12 protein-coding genes and 2 tRNA genes are annotated in these 17,768 nt (G+C 65.8%); 10 read left to right on the forward strand and 4 right to left on the reverse strand.

Translation table 11 applies throughout. The features are described 5' to 3' along the window. Positions 1-140: 140 nt before the first annotated feature. Positions 141-662 (reverse strand): hypothetical protein, encoded by a 522-nt coding sequence (locus tag QMA10_RS12190; RefSeq protein WP_290168722.1) that lies wholly within the window; start codon positions 660-662, stop codon positions 141-143. Positions 663-1,387: 725 nt separating this feature from the next. Between QMA10_RS12190 and QMA10_RS12195 the strand changes: the two genes are divergently transcribed. Both QMA10_RS12195 and QMA10_RS12200 read left to right on the forward strand, forming a co-directional pair. Beyond that, positions 1,388-2,062, forward strand: coding sequence for an MOSC domain-containing protein (locus QMA10_RS12195; protein ID WP_290168723.1), 675 nt, complete (start codon positions 1,388-1,390; stop codon positions 2,060-2,062). Between the two features lie 417 nt (positions 2,063-2,479). After that, entirely contained in the window at positions 2,480-4,384 is a 1,905-nt protein-coding gene (locus QMA10_RS12200; RefSeq protein ID WP_290168724.1) for a DEAD/DEAH box helicase, read from the forward strand. A gap of 91 nt (positions 4,385-4,475) precedes the next feature. On the opposite strand, the gene QMA10_RS12205 is transcribed toward QMA10_RS12200, so the two are convergent. After that, on the reverse strand, positions 4,476-5,849 hold the full coding sequence (locus QMA10_RS12205; protein WP_290168725.1) for a protein kinase: 1,374 nt from the start codon (positions 5,847-5,849) through the stop codon (positions 4,476-4,478). Positions 5,850-6,035: 186 nt separating this feature from the next. On the opposite strand from QMA10_RS12205, the gene QMA10_RS12210 reads away from it, so the two are divergent. The 3 genes from QMA10_RS12210 (at position 6,036) to QMA10_RS12220 (ending at position 7,751) form a co-directional block, all read left to right on the forward strand. Next, a tRNA-Thr gene (locus QMA10_RS12210) sits at positions 6,036-6,107 on the forward strand. A gap of 79 nt (positions 6,108-6,186) precedes the next feature. Next, positions 6,187-6,260 (forward strand) — tRNA-Met (locus QMA10_RS12215). A 243-nt stretch (positions 6,261-6,503) separates the two neighbouring features. Then, positions 6,504-7,751, forward strand: coding sequence for a CoA transferase (locus QMA10_RS12220; RefSeq protein WP_290168728.1), 1,248 nt, complete (start codon positions 6,504-6,506; stop codon positions 7,749-7,751). On the opposite strand, the gene QMA10_RS12225 is transcribed toward QMA10_RS12220, so the two are convergent. Then, the gene (locus QMA10_RS12225) at positions 7,739-9,238 is read right to left on the reverse strand and encodes a PucR family transcriptional regulator ligand-binding domain-containing protein (RefSeq protein ID WP_290168730.1); all 1,500 of its coding nucleotides are present in this window, start codon (positions 9,236-9,238) and stop codon (positions 7,739-7,741) included. The two genes, QMA10_RS12220 and QMA10_RS12225, sit on opposite strands and share 13 nt — an antisense overlap. A gap of 80 nt (positions 9,239-9,318) precedes the next feature. Here QMA10_RS12225 and QMA10_RS12230 point away from each other — a divergent pair, with 80 nt between their 5' ends. The 4 genes from QMA10_RS12230 to QMA10_RS12245 all read left to right on the forward strand — a co-directional run bounded on the left by QMA10_RS12230 (position 9,319) and on the right by QMA10_RS12245 (position 15,038). Beyond that, positions 9,319-10,710 (forward strand): aminotransferase class III-fold pyridoxal phosphate-dependent enzyme, encoded by a 1,392-nt coding sequence (locus tag QMA10_RS12230; RefSeq protein ID WP_290168732.1) that lies wholly within the window; start codon positions 9,319-9,321, stop codon positions 10,708-10,710. Positions 10,711-10,778: 68 nt separating this feature from the next. Further along, positions 10,779-11,975, forward strand: coding sequence for an acyl-CoA dehydrogenase family protein (locus tag QMA10_RS12235; protein WP_290168734.1), 1,197 nt, complete (start codon positions 10,779-10,781; stop codon positions 11,973-11,975). A gap of 53 nt (positions 11,976-12,028) precedes the next feature. Continuing rightward, positions 12,029-13,516, forward strand: coding sequence for an aldehyde dehydrogenase family protein (locus tag QMA10_RS12240; RefSeq protein ID WP_290168735.1), 1,488 nt, complete (start codon positions 12,029-12,031; stop codon positions 13,514-13,516). Positions 13,517-13,589: 73 nt separating this feature from the next. Beyond that, positions 13,590-15,038, forward strand: a complete 1,449-nt coding sequence (locus tag QMA10_RS12245) for an APC family permease (protein WP_290168736.1) — start codon at positions 13,590-13,592, stop codon at positions 15,036-15,038. Positions 15,039-15,084: 46 nt separating this feature from the next. Here QMA10_RS12245 and QMA10_RS12250 read toward each other — a convergent pair whose 3' ends face one another. Continuing rightward, entirely contained in the window at positions 15,085-16,263 is a 1,179-nt protein-coding gene (locus QMA10_RS12250) for a helix-turn-helix domain-containing protein (protein ID WP_290168737.1), read from the reverse strand. Positions 16,264-16,423: 160 nt separating this feature from the next. Between QMA10_RS12250 and QMA10_RS12255 the strand changes: the two genes are divergently transcribed. Then, positions 16,424-17,746: an MFS transporter gene (locus QMA10_RS12255; RefSeq protein ID WP_290168739.1), complete on the forward strand. Its 1,323-nt coding sequence runs from the start codon at positions 16,424-16,426 to the stop codon at positions 17,744-17,746. Positions 17,747-17,768: the final 22 nt, after the last annotated feature.

The raw sequence follows: 17,768 nt of genomic DNA on the forward strand, positions 1-17,768 counted from the left end.
CTTTCCATCCCCTCCCCCTGGGCTGCCCCGCCTGTCCCTTGGCCCCATCGAGTGTCCCGTTAGCGCGGCTTTCCGCGCGTCGTTCACACGTCGTCGGCACAGTCGATGGCTCAAAGCGGCAGCGTCTGTCCGGTCGAACGTTAGCCGCGCCAGCCGTTGTCGCGAAGAGCCCTGCGGATCGGATCCACAACGACTGCGGAGCCGCGGCGCAGCTGCAGCCGGTTGACTTTTATTTGGCGCCATCCAGCCAGCGCGGTGAGGGCGTCGCGTTCGTTGTCCAGCGCCTGCTGCTCCGGTGTCAGATGATGCAGGCCGTCGTACTCGACACAGACCCGATACTCACTGCTGCCCAAATCGGTCCACACAGGGCGGTGCGTCCGGGCCGGGTCTATTCGGCAGTTCACGCTGAACTCCGGCAGGTGCTCGCGCATCATCATGAGCCTGAGACGGGTTTCCGGCGGAGAATCGACTCCGACGCGTGTCAGCTCCAGCGCTTCTTCGAGCCGCCGCAGGTAACGAGTGCCGCGAAGAGAAGACGTATACGCGTGCAGCTCAGCGAGGGGGACTTTGGCGACGCGCGGATCACCGAAGTCCCGGCGGTGCTCGCTGACCATCCAGTCCGCGGCCACAACCAAATCCTCGATACCCAGCTGTCCCGCCATGTCAACCCATGTACGGGCGATGCTGGTGACGGGTAAACCGCCAACCCGGACAACCTCCGTCGCCCGGAGGCTGCGCCGATGGCCGTGAATTCCGTTCCGGCGTATTGCGGCGCTTGCGGCGGGCCGGGTGAGGTGCAGCATGTCCCCGCTCTGCAGCCAAGGAGGCAGCGGCATCCCGTGGAGCATCGCAGCAGTCTCATCGCTGGCCACAGCATCCGGGAGGAGAACAAGATGCGGGTGCACCTGTTGAAGGAGAGTCTGCTCGACTCCGGCCGGAGCACGGACCCCGCGGCTCAGGGTTGTGAGGTCACGGGCCCGGGTTCTTCCGCGGGAAACCCCGCAGGCGTCGGATTCAGGCAGGGCAAAGGAGCGTCTGGTCAAAGCGGGAGGGAGACTTGAAGCGTTGCGCATGCATCGACGGTTGCACCGCTGAACCTGGTTGCACGCTGACAGGCCGGCCTGGTGGACTTCGTGCGGGCCGTCGCGCCTCATAGCGAACTGTGCAGGAACAATTGAGCAGGTGTGGGCAGCGATGCGTCCCTGCCCAGTGTCGACGTCGTGCTGATTCGAGCAGTCGAAAGCAGAGAAAGTGACGTTCCGAACGGCCTATTGCGGGGTGACCTGCACTCTCGGCGCAGTGGCGGGCGGGATACGGGCGAAAGCTCCACACCCGACGCACCTCACACACCGTGCGGAACACAAACCTGCCTCGTAGAATCATCGGCATGACCCCGGGAACCCTGCTGGCCGTGTGCCGCGTCCACGAGCTGCTGCCCACCACCGACTCCACCGGTGTAACGGCAATCGACAAGCGTCCCGCCGCCGGGCCCGTGAAAGTTCACGGCCTGGGTTTGACCGGGGACATCCAGGCCAGCCGTAAACACCACGGCGGGGAGTCCAAGGCCGTGTACGCCTATTCGCAGGACGACGCCGACTACTGGGCAGGCGAACTGGGCAGAGACATTCCTCCGGGGCTCTTTGGTGAAAACCTGCGGCTCGCGGGCCTTCCGGTATCCGAGGCCGTCATCGGTGAACGGTGGCAGATCGGGGACCGGACCGTCCTGGAAGTGACCTGTCCGCGCACGCCCTGCCGGAATTTTGCCCAGCGGATGAAGCAGCCAGGCTGGGTGAAGCGGTTTACGGCGGCCGCCCGGACGGGAACCTACCTGAGTGTTGTCCGCAACGGGACCATCAGCGCGGGAGACCCGGTGACCGTTCTCCGGCGGCCGGAACACGGCGTGACTTCCGGCGACGTTTTCCGCGGGCTGAGTCCAACCCAGGCCGCACTGCTGACGGAGGCGGAGTCTGCCGGGGGACTGGTACTGTCCCCGGAAATCAGGAAAGTCCTGCACACCCTGAAAACGCGGCAGTCCCGGGAAACCGCGGTGTCCTTCACATAAACCACAAACCCCGCCGCACACCTGCAGAGACACTGCAAAACCAGGGAAGCGGGCGCCCCGGGAAGCCGGAGGAAACTGCGGATGACGGGCCCGTGTGCCCAAGCTCACCGGCAACTGTGGACGGGCCGCCCCCGGTATGCCGTACACTTGAAACATCCCCCACTCCGGTATTCCCTTATTTTCCTGCGGTTTCTGACCGTTTGGTACGTTGTGTTGGGGCCCGCATTCTCGAATGCGGGCAGATTCATCTTTTGGGAGCGCCGGCAAAGAAATCGTCACACCGGCCACGCCTCACAATCCAGTGAAATTGGCCTACAGCTGTGACGGAAAGTCCTGCCATGGGATTGCAACAGCGCCGGACTTACGTCCTGCGGCCTATACCGGCCGCGCGGTCCCAATGAATGAGGATTAATTCTTTTGCTTGACACTGTAGAAAACACTGACACCGCAGCAACCGCCGCTCCCGAAGCAGCTGAAGAGAAGCAGGTTCTCTTCACCGATCTCGGTCTTGATCCCCGCGTGCTGCAGGCCCTGGTTGACGTCGGCTACGAAAAGCCGTCCCCCATCCAGGCAGCCACCATTCCCCTTCTGCTTGAAGGCCGCGACGTCGTCGGCCTGGCGCAGACCGGTACCGGCAAGACTGCCGCGTTTGCCGTTCCCGCCCTGTCCCTGATGGCCGGCCTGCCCGCCACCAAGGACACCCAGATCCTGGTGCTGGCGCCGACACGCGAACTGGCCCTGCAGTCCGCCGAGGCCTTCGCTTCCTACGCCAAGCACATGGACGGCTTTACCGTCCTGCCCGTCTACGGCGGCTCCGCTTACGGCCCCCAGCTGGCCGGCCTGCGCCGCGGCGCCCAGGTTGTTGTCGGTACCCCGGGACGCGTCATCGACCACATCTCCAAGGGTTCCCTGGACCTGTCCAACCTGCAGTACCTGGTGCTGGACGAGGCCGACGAAATGCTCCGCATGGGCTTCGCCGAAGATGTCGAGCAGATCCTGGCAACCACCCCCGCCGACAAGCAGGTGGCACTGTTCTCCGCCACCATGCCGGGCGCCATCCGCAAGATCGCCAAGAAGTACCTGAACAACCCGGCGGAAATCACGGTCAAGTCCAAGACCACCACCGGTGCGAACACCCGCCAGCGCTACGTGCAGGTCATGGGCCCGCACAAGCTGGACGCCATGACCCGCATCCTGGAGAGCGAAGACTACGACGGCGTTATCGCCTTCGTCCGCACCAAGATGGCCACCGAGGACCTGGCTGACAAGCTCAAGGCCCGCGGCTACCAGGCTGCAGCAATCAACGGTGACATCCCGCAGCAGCAGCGCGAGCGCACCGTCGAGGCCCTGCGCAGCGGCAAGATCGACATCCTGGTTGCCACCGACGTCGCGGCCCGCGGCCTTGACGTCGAGCGCATCAGCCATGTCATCAACTACGACATCCCGCACGACACGGAGTCCTACGTCCACCGCATCGGCCGTACGGGCCGCGCAGGACGCACCGGCGACGCGATCCTCTTCATGACCCCGCGTGAGAAGTACCTGCTGCGGGCCATCGAGAAGGCCACCCGCCAGCCCGTTGAGCACATGCAGCTTCCGAGCATCGACATCGTGAACAACAAGCGCCTGGCGAAGTTCTCCGAGCAGATCACCGAAACCCTGGCGTCCGAAGACGTCTCGGTGTTCCGCGACCTGGTCACCACCTACATCGCTGACCACGACGTCACCGCCGAAGAAGTTGCTGCTGCGCTGGCTGTCATGGCCCAGGGCGGCCGCCCGCTGCTGATGGAAGAAATTCCGCAGGCTCCGGCCCGCCAGCGCGAGCGCTCCGAAGGACGCAATGACGGCAACGGATCCCGCGGCCCGACACGCCCGCTGACCGAAGGCAATGCAACGTACCGCATCGCCGTCGGCCGCCGCCAGCGCGTCATGCCCGGCTCCATCGTTGGCGCCATTGCCAACGAAGGCGGCCTGTCTTCCGCCCAGATCGGCGGCATCGACATCCGCGCCGACCATACGCTTGTAGAGCTCCCGGCGGACCTCAGCCAGGACCAGCTGCGCGCCCTGTCCCGCACCCGGATCGGCGGCGAGCTGATTCACCTCGAGCTGGACAACGGCCGCAAGCCGAACCGCGACCGTGAAAGCGGCGGCTTCAATGACCGCGGTGACCGCGGCGGCTACAAGAAGGATTTCAAGAAGCGCGACGGCGAGCGCAGCTTCGGTGACCGCAGCGGCAGCGACCGCGGCGGCTTCAAGAAGCGCGACGGCGACCGCGGCGGCTTCAAGCCGGCCGGTACCCGCGCACCGCGTTTCCGCGACTAAGCAGCCATAGGAAAGGCACCCCCGAATCATCGGGGGTGCCTTTTCTGTGCGGGACGCCTTTTCAGCGGAGGGCGTTCCAAGCTCCGACGGGTCAGGCAGCCGGCATCCGCTGATTCGCCAGGCGCATTTCCAGGTCATTCATGACGATTGCGGCAAGGTCCTCCAGCGTCCGGACCTCATCGCCGGTGAATTCCCGCGGCTCCCGGTCCAGGACGCACAGGGTGCCCAGGTTGTACCCGTCCCGGGTCTGCAGCGGCACGCCGGCGTAGAACTGCAGCCCAAAGTCGCCGGCCACCAGGGGGTTGACCAGCGTCCGCGGATCAACCCGGGCATCGGAGACAACCCACGCGTCGTCCTGCAGGATTGCCGAGGCGCACAGGCCCGGGTCCCGCCCGATCTGCCGGACGTCCGTTCCATAATGGGATTTGAACCAGATCCGGTCCGTATCCACCACCGACACAATGGCCACGGGGACGGAAAACAGCCGGGCAGCCAGCGCGGTGATGCGGTCAAAAGTGCCGTCCGGGGGAGTGTCCAGCAGGTTGTAGCGGTGCACCGCTTCCATCCGTTCGGATTCATACGCGGGAATCAGCGGCGGATTCATCCGGTGGCGTGCGCGCGGAGCCACTGCGAGTTCAAACAGGGCCAGTGAAACCTCGTGGGCGGACGGCCTGCTGCGGGGCTCCAGAGCCGTCATGGCTGTCAGGAGCCTCCGGAACCCTGTCTCAAGGTCCTCGGGGATGGCAGGAGGCCGCAGAAGGCGTGCCACGGCACTTTCCAGGGCGGGTCCCGGATATGCGGGGACGCCGGTAAGGCATTGCAGGAGGACCAGGCCCAGCGAATAGATGTCCGATTCGGTGCCCACTGCTTCGCCGCGGGCCTGCTCGGGGCTCATATACGCGGCGGTGCCCGTAAATGTTCCGTGCTGCGGCTGGGGTTCCCGCGCAATCAGAGCCACACCGAAATCCGTGAGTTTCGCACGGATGCGGGCGTCGTCACCGCGGTAGTCAAAGAGCATGATGTTGGCCGGTTTGACGTCCCGGTGCACCACGTGCGCACCGTGGATGTAATCCAGACCCAGTGCAAGGTCGTAGCCGAGCTGCGCCACCTTCCGCGGGCAGAGCGGACCGTCCTGGAGGCGGAGCCGCAGATCGGCACCCTGCACCAGTTCCATGACAAGGTACACCTGCTGGATTTCGGGGGTGTACAGGCGGGTTCCGGCGTCGAGCAGGGTAACCAGGCTGTGGTGGTTGAGCCGGGCCAGGATTTTCGCCTCGGCATCCGCCTGCTGCTGTTCGTGGGGTGTGGCGGCGGAGGTCCGTACCAGTTTGACGGCTACGTCGCGGCCCAAAAACTCATCCCTGGCGCGGTAAACAGTGCCCATGGAACCGGCACCGATTTGTTTCTCCAAACGGTAGCGGCCGCCCAGAAGGGCACCGTTCGGGTGCTGCGGCGAATCTGTCACCTATGCCTGCTTTCTCGAGTTCTAAGCATACTGATAAATGGGGGCACGCCCTGCTTTGCTGCACCGGTTCCGTGAGGGAAAGGGGCGGGATTCGCCTCCCTTCCGCAGTGGCCTGGATCACTTTATTCGGGCGGTTTTTGGCCGATTTCATGTTCTCCAAAAGTGCTGGTAGAGTATTTACTCGTTGCCCCGATAGCTCAGTGGTAGAGCGCCATCTTGGTAAGATGGAGGTCCCGGGATCGATTCCCGGTCGGGGCTCTGAATGAGAGGGTCCGTGTTGCTAAGGCTGTTTGTTATGCAGAGGCCAATTTAGGGACGCGGGCTTTCCTCATTTAGTGGCGGTGTAGCTCAGTTGGTTAGAGCGCACGACTCATAATCGTGAGGTCGGGAGATCGAGCCTCCCCACCGCTACAGACAAAAACCCCCGGTTTTCCGGGGGTTTTTCTTTTTCCCGCAGTTCCCCGCCGGTCCCGCAGCATCGGTGTTGCGCCGGACCGGTGCGCCGTGCCCGGTGTGCAGAGCGCCCCGGGGAAGGATAATTCGTCCAAAACGCCTGTCCGGGCCTTGTCTAAGCTGGGTGCACCGTCCGGCATGACCGGGAACACAGGGGAAAATCCCTGAAGACGGTCCGCCGGGGAACAGGGGAGCATACGCATGGTGAATTCAGCATCGCCGGAGGGACCCGGCGGATCAGCGGCGGGCAGCGCAGCGGAGGCCGCTGGCCAGCGGCCGCTTGACGGGATCCTTGTTGCGGATTTCTCCCGCGTGCTGGCAGGTCCGCTGTGCACCATGACGCTGGCGGACCTCGGCGCCCGGGTGGTGAAGGTGGAACGCCCGGGCGCCGGTGATGACACCCGCAGCTGGGGGCCGCCCTGGTCCGAAACGGGCTCAACGTATTTTGAATCGGTGAACCGGAACAAGGAGTCCGTGTGCCTGGACCTCAGCAACCCGGACGACCTGCAGGCGGCGCGGGAACTGGCACTGCGTGCAGACGTTCTGGTGGAGAACTTCAAACCCGGGGGACTGGACAGGCTAGGCCTGGGCTACGCCGAGCTCAGCACTGCGAATCCGGGGCTGGTCTATGCCTCCATCTCCGGCTTCGGAACTGCCGGCGGGCGGGACCTTCCCGGATATGACTTCATCGTCCAGGCTCTTGGCGGACTGATGAGCATCACCGGGGAGGCCGACGGCGCCCCGTACAAGGCCGGCGTGGCCCTGGTGGACGTGCTGACGGCCAAGGACGCCGCCATTGCCGTGCTGGCCGCCCTTCAGGCCCGCCGCGCGACCGGGCACGGCAGCCACGTCCAGCTTAATCTGCTCTCCAGTCTGCAGGGAGCCCTGGCGAATCAGGGGCAGGCCTTCCTGGGGGCCGGAGTGGTCCCGGCCGGAATGGGCAACGCCCACCCGTCGATCGTCCCGTACCAGCTCCTTGAATGCGCTGACGGACCGCTTGCCGTCGCCTGCGGCAATGACGCCCAGTTCCGCCGCCTGGCCCGGGAGCTGGGAGCGCCGGACCTCGCAGCCGACGGGCGTTTTACTACAAACAGTGCCCGTGTGCAGCACCGGGAGGTACTGGTGCCGCTGCTGGAGGAGCTGCTGGCCGCGGCCCCTGCCGAGCGGTGGCAGGAACGGCTGACCGGAGCGGGCGTACCCGCCGGCAGGGTGGCCGGCATCGATGACGGCATTGCCTACGCCGAGTCACTGGGACTGGAACCCACCATCGAGGTCCGGGACGCCTCCGGGGCAGTGAGCGGGCGGCAGATGCGGCACCCCGCTGTCTGGGAGCCGCCGCTGGCACCGCGCGTCCAGGCCCCGCCCCGGCTGGGCGAGCACACGGACAGCGTGCTCGCCTGGCTGCGCGCCGAAGAGACGGCGAAGCAGCCTTCCGATCATCTTTCGTAATGCCGCAGTTCCATCCACAGAGGTGCAAAGACATCGGGATCATCCAGGTCCGCATCGAGCAGCGAGGAAGCAAGGCTGATGCGGTGCCGCAGTGAGTTGCGGTGCACTCCCAAGCTGCGGGAGGCGTTCTCCCAGTGGCCGCGATGGCGCAGATACTCGGTCACCGTGCCCACCAGGTCCGACCGCGGGTGGCCCTGCAGAATCTTCACCCATTCACGCGCCCGGGTATTGCTGTCACTTCCGGTCCCCACCAGCGATCCCGGCGGTGCCTGCCGCAGTGCCCGCCGCACGGCCGGCATCACCGACGCCGCTTCTCCCAGCGGCACCGGCTCGCTGAGGGCTCCGGCCAGGTGCGGATGCGCCGCGGTTGAACCGGCTGGTTCCGGTTCCCGCCCCGCAGCCGCCATATCGGAGTCCGGAAGTACCAGATACAGGGCCGATTCCTCCTCGTGGCGCAGCAGGCAGGTGGCCGAATAGTCCGGGAGAGGAGGCAGTCCGGCGTCGGGAACCAGGACGGAAGCGGCCCGAATCAGCGTTCCCTGGTTCTCGCCTCCCCGGACCGTAAGTCCCAGCACGCGCACCCGGCCGGGCAGCTCCTGCAGCCCCACGTCTTCAGCGAGGATGCGCGCCGCCTCAGTGTGTCCGTGGAGGACGAGCTTGGCCACGGCAGCTCCCAGCGTCGCTGAGGCGCCGGAGACCACCTCCCGCTGCCGTGCCTTGAGAGCGAGCAGCGTGCAGACGGTCAGGATCACCTGGCGGTCCGCAGCCGTCAGTGTGCGTCCCGGGCCCACCGCGAGGAAGCCGTGGATGCGTCCGCTGGTGCCGATGGAATACTCCACAACGGCTTGCCCGTGGATTTCAAAAGTAGCCGCAGAGTGCGTTCCGGACCGGTTGAGCCGGAGGGTCTCGGCGCGCAGCGGGGGAATGTACCCTTCGGCGCTGGCCGGCCAAAAGGTTGACGGGCCTGAATCGGCGGGCAGATACGCGGCCCAGCCGCCCAGCGCCTGCGCCAGGCCGCGGACGACGGCGGTGGTGGCATCCGGGCGCATCGCCGCCTGGGCGAGGGCCGTCTGGGTGCCCAGGCTGCCCATGAGGTCCGCCTGGCCGCTTCGGGCAGACAACCGCCAGTACGCCCGCGAGACGTTCTGGAACGGCACTCCGTCGGGAACAGTCAGCAGGTCGATGCCCGCTGCTGCGCAGACCTCGGCCACCATGACAGGCACCTCCTCCAGCCAGGGACCCAAACCCAGGCCAAGGGCCAAAATGCCCTTGTCCCGAAGCCGTGCCACATACTCGCCGGCAGCGGCATCGTTGCGAACCAGCGGCATGCCGGTGGTTAGCAGCAGTTCTCCTCCCTCCAGATACGGCGTTGGGTCCTCCAACTCGGACACATGGACGCCGGTAAGCTGCCGGTTCGGCTGTTGCCGTCCGGAGTGGAAGACGAGGTGGGGGCCCAGGGCATTGCTGAGTTCAGTGAGGGAGACCATAGACAAATCATCCAGTACGACGGCCTAAATTGGCTCAAACGTTCAATGACGCACGTCGCATTGCTCCGTAGCGTGTGCGCATGACCGAGATGACTTTTGACTCCGCAGCCGCACCCGTTCCCCAGTCCAGGCACTTGGCAACGGAGGTGCCGGGCCCACTTTCCCTGGCGCTGCACCAGGAACGCGAGGCCCACGTCAGCGCCGGGTTCGGCGTCACCTTGCCGGTGTTTATTGACCGGGCCGACGGCGGGATCCTCCAGGATGTGGACGGCAACCGGTTCATCGACTTTGCCTCCGGAATTGCCGTGACCAGCGTGGGCGCCGCCAACCCGCGGGTCCGGCAGCGGGTGGCTGCGCAGCTGGAAAAGTTCACCCACACCTGTTTCATGGTTACCGAATATGACTCGTTCACCCAGGTATGCCGCTGGCTCAACGAACACACACCCGGCGATTTCGACAAGCGGACCGCCCTGTTCTCCACCGGGGCCGAGGCAGTGGAAAACGCCGTCAAGATAGCCCGCGCAGCAACCGGCCGGCCGAACGTGCTGGTTTTCGATGAGGCCTACCACGGGCGCAGCCTGCTGACCATGGCCATGACCGCCAAGGTCAACCCGTACCGGCTCAACTTCGGCCCGCTGCCCGGCGAGGTAATCCGGGCGTCCTCGGCCAACCCCCTGCGCCCCTCCGCGGGCTCCGGGGCCGGGGACGCGGCAGCTGCACTGGCCGCCGTCGAACAGACTCTGGCCGAAAGCGGTCCGGAAACCTTCGCTGCCATGGTCATCGAGCCCATCCAGGGTGAGGGCGGGTTCATTGTTCCGGCACCCGGTTTCCTGGCCGGACTGCGAAAGATCGCCGAGCGGCACGGAATCATCCTGGTCATGGACGAGATCCAGGCCGGCATGGGCCGCACCGGCACGCTGTATGCCAGCGAGTATGAAGGCGTGGCCGGTGACATCACCCTCAGCGCCAAGGCGCTGGCCGGGGGCCTGCCGCTGTCCGCCGTCACGGGACGGACAGACTTGATGAACGCCGTGCATACCGGCGGACTTGGCGGCACCTACGCCGGCAACCCGCTGGCCTGCGAAGCCGCCCTGGCAGTCTTTGAAGAATTCGAAGACGGAACCCTGCTGGCCAACGCCAGGTCCATTGAAGCTGCAGCCCGTGAACTGCTGGAACCGCTGGTGGAAGAGGTCGGCGCCGTCGCCCAGTTCCGCGGCCGGGGAGCCATGCTGGCCCTGGAGTTCGCCGATCCCGAAACCCTCGAACCGCGTCCGGATTTGGCCCGCAGCATCTCTGCGGCCTGCCACGCCGAGGGCGTCCTGACCCTGACGTGCGGTACCTACGGAAACGTCATCCGCCTCCTGCCGCCCCTGGTGATCAGCGGCGAGCTGCTGCGCGACGGGCTGGAGGTCCTCCGCACAGCCATCCTGCAGGGGGCTTCCTCCGCCGCACCCGCCGCCGGCATTTCCTGATTCACCCGGCCCGCTGGGACGGGCCGGTCCCGCAGCACAACCTTAACGCCCTACAGAGATGGAGCATCATGTCCGCCCTTGCCGCCCAGGAATCCGCCGAAGCAGCCCTGGAACCCGCCGACCTCATCAACTTCGACTCCCTCCTTACCCCGGCGGAGCTGGAACTGCGAGCCCGGGTGCGCGGTTTCGTCAATGATCAGATCCGCCCGAACATTGCCCGCTGGTACGAGGACGCCCATTTTCCGCTGGAGATTGTTCCCGAAATGGGCAAGCTCGGCCTCCTGGGCATGCACCTGCACGGCTACGGCTGCGCTGGCGGTTCCGCAGTTGAATACGGCCTGGCGGGAGCCGAGCTGGAGGCCGGTGACTCCGGTCTGCGGACCTTCGTTTCCGTGCAGGGGTCGCTGGCGATGAGCGCCATTTCCAAGTGGGGCTCGGAGGAGCAGAAGACCCGGTGGCTTCCGGGGATGGCAGCCGGTGAACTCATTGGCTGCTTTGGGCTCACGGAACCCACGGCCGGATCCGACCCGTCCTCCATGAAGACTTTCGCCCGCCGGGACGGGGATGACTGGGTGCTCAACGGCACCAAACGGTGGATCGGGCTGGCCAACGTTGCCGCCGTCGCCGTCATCTGGGCGCAGACCGACGACGGCGTCCGCGGCTTTGTTGTGCCCACCGATACTCCGGGTTTTGCCGCTACTCCGATTGAACCGAAGCTCTCGATGCGTGCCTCCATCCAGTGTGAAATTGAACTGACAGACCTGCGCCTGCCTGCTGACGCAGTCCTGCCCGGCGCCAAGGGCCTGCGCGGTCCCTTCTCCTGCCTCAACGAAGCCCGCTACGGAATCATCTGGGGCTCCATGGGCGCCGCACGCGATTCCTTCGAAGCCGCCCTGGCCTACTCCAAGGAACGGCTGCAGTTCGACAAGCCGCTGGCCGGGTACCAGCTGACCCAGCAGAAGCTGGTGGACATGGCCCTGGAAATCAACAAGGGATTCCTCCTGGCACTGCACCTGGGCCGGCTAAAGGACGCCGGAACCCTGCAGCCGCACCAGATCTCCGTGGGCAAGCTCAACAACGTACGGGAAGCGATCGCGATTGCCCGCGAAGCGCGGACGATCCTCGGCGGCAACGGCATCACCCTGGACTACTCACCGCTGCGCCACGCCAACAACCTGGAGTCGGTGCGCACGTACGAGGGCACCGATGAAGTGCACACCCTCATCCTCGGGCAGAAACTCACCGGCATCCCCGCTTTCCGCTAACCGCCCGCGAATCCCACTCTCAGCCTCACCGCCGTCCCACACCAGGAGCTCCCTTGACGCACTCTGCACCAGTCGCCGCACTGCGGCATTACATCAACGGAACATGGGAAGAAGGCACCGGTTCCGTCCTGTCCTCGGTGAACCCGGCCAGGCCCGGCGAAACAGTGGCACAGGGCCTGCAGGCCTCACCGGAACAGCTGGACCGTGCGGTGGCTGCGGCGTCGGCGGCGGCAGGTGCATGGGCCGGCACTCCGATGCATGAGCGCGGGGCAATCCTGCTCCGGGCCGCCGGCCTGCTGGAACGGGATCAGGAGCGCCTCGGCCTGGAACTGGCGCGGGAGGAAGGGAAAACCCGCGCCGAGGCCCAGGGCGAGGTGCTCCGGGCAGCACAGATCCTGCGGTACTACGGCAACGAAGGGGACCGTTCGGCCGGTGAGATTTTCTCCTCGCCCCGCCGTGGCGAGCGGATCCTGGTGGTCCGCAAGCCGCTGGGCGTGGTGGGTGTGGTGACACCCTTCAACTTCCCGATCGCCATTCCGGCATGGAAGATCGCCCCGGCGCTGGCGTACGGAAACACGGTGGTGTGGAAACCCGCCAGCACCGTACCGCTGCTGGCGCTGCGGCTCGCCGGTGCCTTGGCGGAAGCGGGGCTTCCTGCGGGTGTGCTGAACCTAATCATCGGACCGGGGAACCTGGGCAGCGCCCTGGTGGAACACCCGCGCCTGGACGGTCTGACCTTCACCGGGTCAACCGGCATCGGACGGCGCCTTGCCGCAGCGGGTGCCGCCCGCGGCGTTCCGGTACAGGCGGAGATGGGAGGCAAGAACGCCGCCGTCGTGCTCCGGGATGCGGATCTGGACCTGGCCGCCGAGCAGGTCCTGCTGGGAGCGTTCCGTTCCACCGGCCAGAAATGTACCGCCACCTCACGCCTGATAGTGGACGAAGCGGTGGCCGATGATTTCCTGGACCGGCTGCGTGCCCGTCTCGATGACTGGGTCACCGGTGACCCGGTTGACGACGGCGTTCACATGGGGCCGCTGGTCAACGCAGCGGCTGCGCAGAGCGTGAGCGCCGGAGTGGAAGCGGCCCTGGCCGAAGGTGCGGAACTGGCCTATCAGGGCAAAGCCCCGGGCCGTGCCGACCCGGACGGCGGGTTCTTCCTCCCGCCGACGGTGTTGGAGCTGCCGGGCGATCCGGCGGCCGGGGCAGTCAACACTGCATGGCGGGAGGAGTTCTTTGGCCCCGTGCTGAGCATGCGGCGCGCTGCCGGTGCCGGACAGGCATTTGAACTGGCCAACCAGAGCGAATTCGGGCTCAGCGCCGCCGTCTTCACCCAGGATGTCACCCGTGTGCTTGACGCCGTGGACCGCCTTGACGTGGGCATCCTGCACGTGAATTCGGAATCCGCCGGCGCCGATCCGCACGTTCCATTCGGCGGGGCACGGAAATCCGGGTACGGACCGAAGGAGCAGGGCGGTGCGGCGAAGGAATTCTTCAGCCACACCACCACCGTCTATCTGCGCGGGGGAAATCCGGGCTGACAGCACGGCGCCGGGCACCACATCACCACCTAACCGCAACACTCACACGAGGTCATCACAGATAGGTACATAAATGGGCAGAACAGAAGTGAAGTCCACCCGGGACGCAGAGCCGTCCCTCCTTAAGGTTCTCGGCAACTGGGATGTTCTCGCCCTGGGTTTCGGCGCCATGATCGGCTTCGGCTGGGTGGTCCTGACCGGTGACTGGATCACCTCGGCGGGCACCATGGGCGCGGTTCTGGCCATGGTCACCGGCGGCCTGATCATGGCAGTGGTTGGCCTGACCTACGCCGAACTGGTGGCAGCCATGCCCAAGGCGGGCGGCGAGCACAACTACCTGCTGCGCGGAATGGGGCCGCGGTGGTCCTTCATCGGTTCCTGGGGGATAGCCGGCGGGTACATCACCATCGTGGCCTTCGAGGCGGTGGCACTGCCGCGGACCGCCACCTATCTGTTCCCCAACCTCAACGCGGTTCCGCTGTGGGAGATCGCGGGGGACCAGGTGCACCTGACCTGGGCCCTGGTGGGCGCGGTGGCCGCCGTCGTCATTACGGCAGTGAATATCCTGGGCGTCAGGCACGCCGGCGCGGCGCAGACCTTTGTGGTCCTGCTGCTGATCGTTGTGGGAATGATGCTGGTCTTTGGCTCCTTCACCGGCGGATCGACCGCCAACATGGAGCCCTTCTTCACCGGCGGGATGGGCGGCTTCTTCGCGGTTCTGGTGGTGGTTCCGTTCATGTTCGTGGGCTTCGACGTTATTCCGCAGTCCGCGGAGGAAACCCACATCCCCGCCCGGCAGATTGGCCGCATGGTGGTCATCGCCGTCGCCCTGGCCACTGTCTGGTACGTGGGCACCATCCTCACCACCTCCTCCGCCATGAACGCGCAGGAGCTCGCCGGCACCGATATTGCGACGGCGGACGCCATGGGCAAGCTGTTTGGCTCCGACATCATGGCCAAGATCCTCATCGCGGGCGGAATCGCGGGCATCCTGACCTCGTGGAACTCCCTGCTGCTGGGTGCTTCCAGGCTGATGTACTCCATGGCGCGGGCCGGAATGCTGCCCGCCTGGTTCGGCAAGCTGCACCCCCGGTACCGCACCCCGGTCAATGCGCTGCTGTTCATCGGGGTGTTGTCCGTCCTGGCGCCGTTCTTCGGGCAGAACATGCTCGGCTGGCTGGTTGATTCAGGGTCACCGAGCATCGTTATTGCCTATGCGCTGGTTTCGCTGGTGTTCGTCCTCCTGCGCCGCCGCGAACCGAAGATGGACCGGCCGCTGCGCATCGGCGGCAAGGGCAACGGCGGCCAGCTGATCGGCGTCGCCGCCGTGGTGCTGTGCCTGGGACTGCTCTCGCTGTACCTGCCCGGCATGCCGGCCGCACTGGGGTCTGTCCCATGGCTGCTCTTCGGCCTGTGGTGGACGCTGGGACTCTTCTTCCTGCTGCGCATTCCCCGCGGGATTACCCCCGGGGAACACGCTGAGGAAGATCTGCTGGCACGCCTGGCCGTGCGGCGCCGGTAAGCCAACGGCGCCGGTACGCCGATAGGATCCTCGGCTCAGCTGCCCGTCAGGCCCAGGCCACCACCAGGCGGGCAGCTTGTTCCGGAACCATGAGGTCGATGCCGGTGAGTTCGGCGAAGCGCCGGAGCCGGTTCATCAGGGTATTCCGGTGGCAGAACAACCGGTCGGCGGACCGGGCAATGCTGCCGGTGGCCAGGTACGCCAGGGCCGCCTCCTGCAGCCGTTCGCGTTCAACGGGACCGCACCGCTTCAGGGCGGCTTCGACGTCCGGAATCATCGGCACGCCGGTCTCCTCGAGCTGGTGCTTGGCCAGCCTGGCCCAGGCGCTGCGCATGGTCAGCGCGCCGGCGTCTCCTTCATCCCCGAGCGCAGCCAGTGCCCTGGCTGTCTGCGCCGCTATCCTCAGTCCTGCAAGACCGTGCACCTGTTCCACGAGGCCGCAGGGGATGCCGCGCACCTGTTCAGTTGCCTCACGGGCGGGGCACCCTGACCGTTCATCCGATACCCAAAAGGCAACCAGGCCGTCAGGCAGGGGATGGGTAAACAGGTCACATCCGCGCCGCGACGCCGCGGCCACGGCCAGGTGCAGGGACGCACTGTTGGCAGCGCCGGCGGCTGCCACGTTCAAGATGGCGTCCGCTGGGACCCCCAGCTTCCCGGCGATCCGGTCCAGCATCTCCGGCGGGGCGCTCACCGGGCCAAACAGTGCCGCCACGAAACCCTGCCGCACGGACGTTGCCTCCTGGGCCATGCGCTGGCGTTCATGGATGTAGGCGGTCTGCGCCTGTGACGCGTAGGAGTCGACCACTTCCCAGACCGTCTCGGCACGCTGAACCAGCAGTTCGGCATCGGTGGCATCGGCCAGACACATCAGGTCACCCCACAGGATGGTGAAGTCCAGGCGGATGGCGGTCATCAGGGACTCCACCGGGATTCCGGCCCGTGCCCGGGAGACACCCACGTCCAAGGCGATGTGACTGCGCTGCGCCTGCAGCTGCGCGGAATCTTCCCGGGGGCGCAGGCTCTCGATCAGTGCCCCGAAGGATGCGGTGGCGGTGCGCCGGATTTCGCTGGCCGGCAGGGCGCCGTCGTGGTAGTCATTCAGCTGCAGCACCCGCTCCAGGAAGAGATTGGTCAGCCGCTCCACGCTCAGGCAATCCAGCAGTGCGTTCCAGCGCCTTGCTGAGCTGTCCGTGTTAATTCCATGTTTCGGAGTAATTGCCACTGTATTTGATGCCCCGATTCTTGTGCTTTTGCACATTTTAGCTCCGGAAATCCACTGAATTTGTTGCGGCCGTTCCATTTCCTCTCCTGACATGCTGGTGCTTCGTTCCCGTTGAGGGATCTATTTCACGGCCCGGACACCATCCGCTGCGGAGGCAGGCATGACACAACCACTGAACCTCGAGGCCGGGGCAACCCGTACTCTCACCGACAAAGAGGCCATGAAGGTTTCTGTCGGAGCCCTGATCGGCACCGCCATGGAGTGGTACGACTTCTTCCTGTTCAGCGCCGCTGCGGCGCTCATCTTCAACGTCCAGTACTTCTCCAATGAAAATGCCACGGCGGCGGCTCTGGCCTCGTTCGCGACTTTCGGCGTTGGGCTGCTGGCACGGCCGCTGGGCGGAATGTTCTTCGGCGCCATGGGGGACCGGATCGGCCGGCGCAAAACGCTCATGATCACCATCGTGGGAATCGGAATCATTACGGGCCTGATCGGTGCGCTGCCCACCTACGCGGCCATCGGCATCGCCGCCCCGGTGCTCCTGGTGCTCCTGCGCGTGGCCCAGGGCCTGTTCGTGGGCGGGGAATGGTCCGGAGCCATGACCATCGTGGTGGAGAACGCACCGCTGGAGCGCCGTGCCCGGTACGCCGCGTTCCCGCAGATTGGTTCACCCATCGGAACCATCCTGTCCTCGGGCGGATTCTTCCTGATGACACTGCTGTTCTCACAGGAAAACTTTGACAGCTTCGGCTGGCGCATTCCCTTCCTCGCCGCCATTCCGATGCTCCTTGTTGCCGTGTACATCCGCAGCCGGCTGGAGGAATCTCCCGTGTTTGCGGAACTGCTTGAACACGGGCAGGTGGAAAAGACCCCCATCCGCACCACCCTGAAGGACTCCTGGAAGCAGATCATCGTCGGCATGGCCGCTGCATTGCTCGGCGTCGGCGGCTTCTACCTGGTGACCGCCTTCGTGGTCTACTACGGCGTGTCCATCCTGGGCTACTCCTCCCAGCTGATGCTGCTGGGCGGCATGGTGGCCGCGGCGGTGGAAATCCCCGTGCTCATCCTGGGCGGCCGGCTCGGCGAGCGCTTCGGCTCCAGCCGTGTGATCCTCTACGGCGGCCTCGGATCCGCCGTCGCAGCCGTGCCCTCGTTCCTGCTCATCACCTCCGGCACACCGGTGCTGGTGATCCTGGGCATGACACTGGCCGTGGCCACACTGTCCCTCCCGTACGCTGCAAACGGCACCATCCTGACCGGGCTCTTCCCCGCCCGCACCCGGTACACGGGTGTCGGGTTCGCGCAGAACACCGCCGGCATGGTGTCGGGCTTTATTCCGCTGCTGGCCACCGGCATGGTGGCGGCTGCGTCCGATCACTGGTGGCCGGCTGCGGCGCTGCTGGTGGTGCTGAGCCTGTTCACTGCGGCCGCCGGAACCATCGCCCCGCGCATGAGCGTGGACCTTCCCGGCTTCAAGCACTAGGTCAATCAGAAAAGAGTTTCTT

The organism is Arthrobacter sp. APC 3897 (assembly GCF_030407495.1).
Lineage (GTDB): Bacteria > Actinomycetota > Actinomycetes > Actinomycetales > Micrococcaceae > Arthrobacter_B.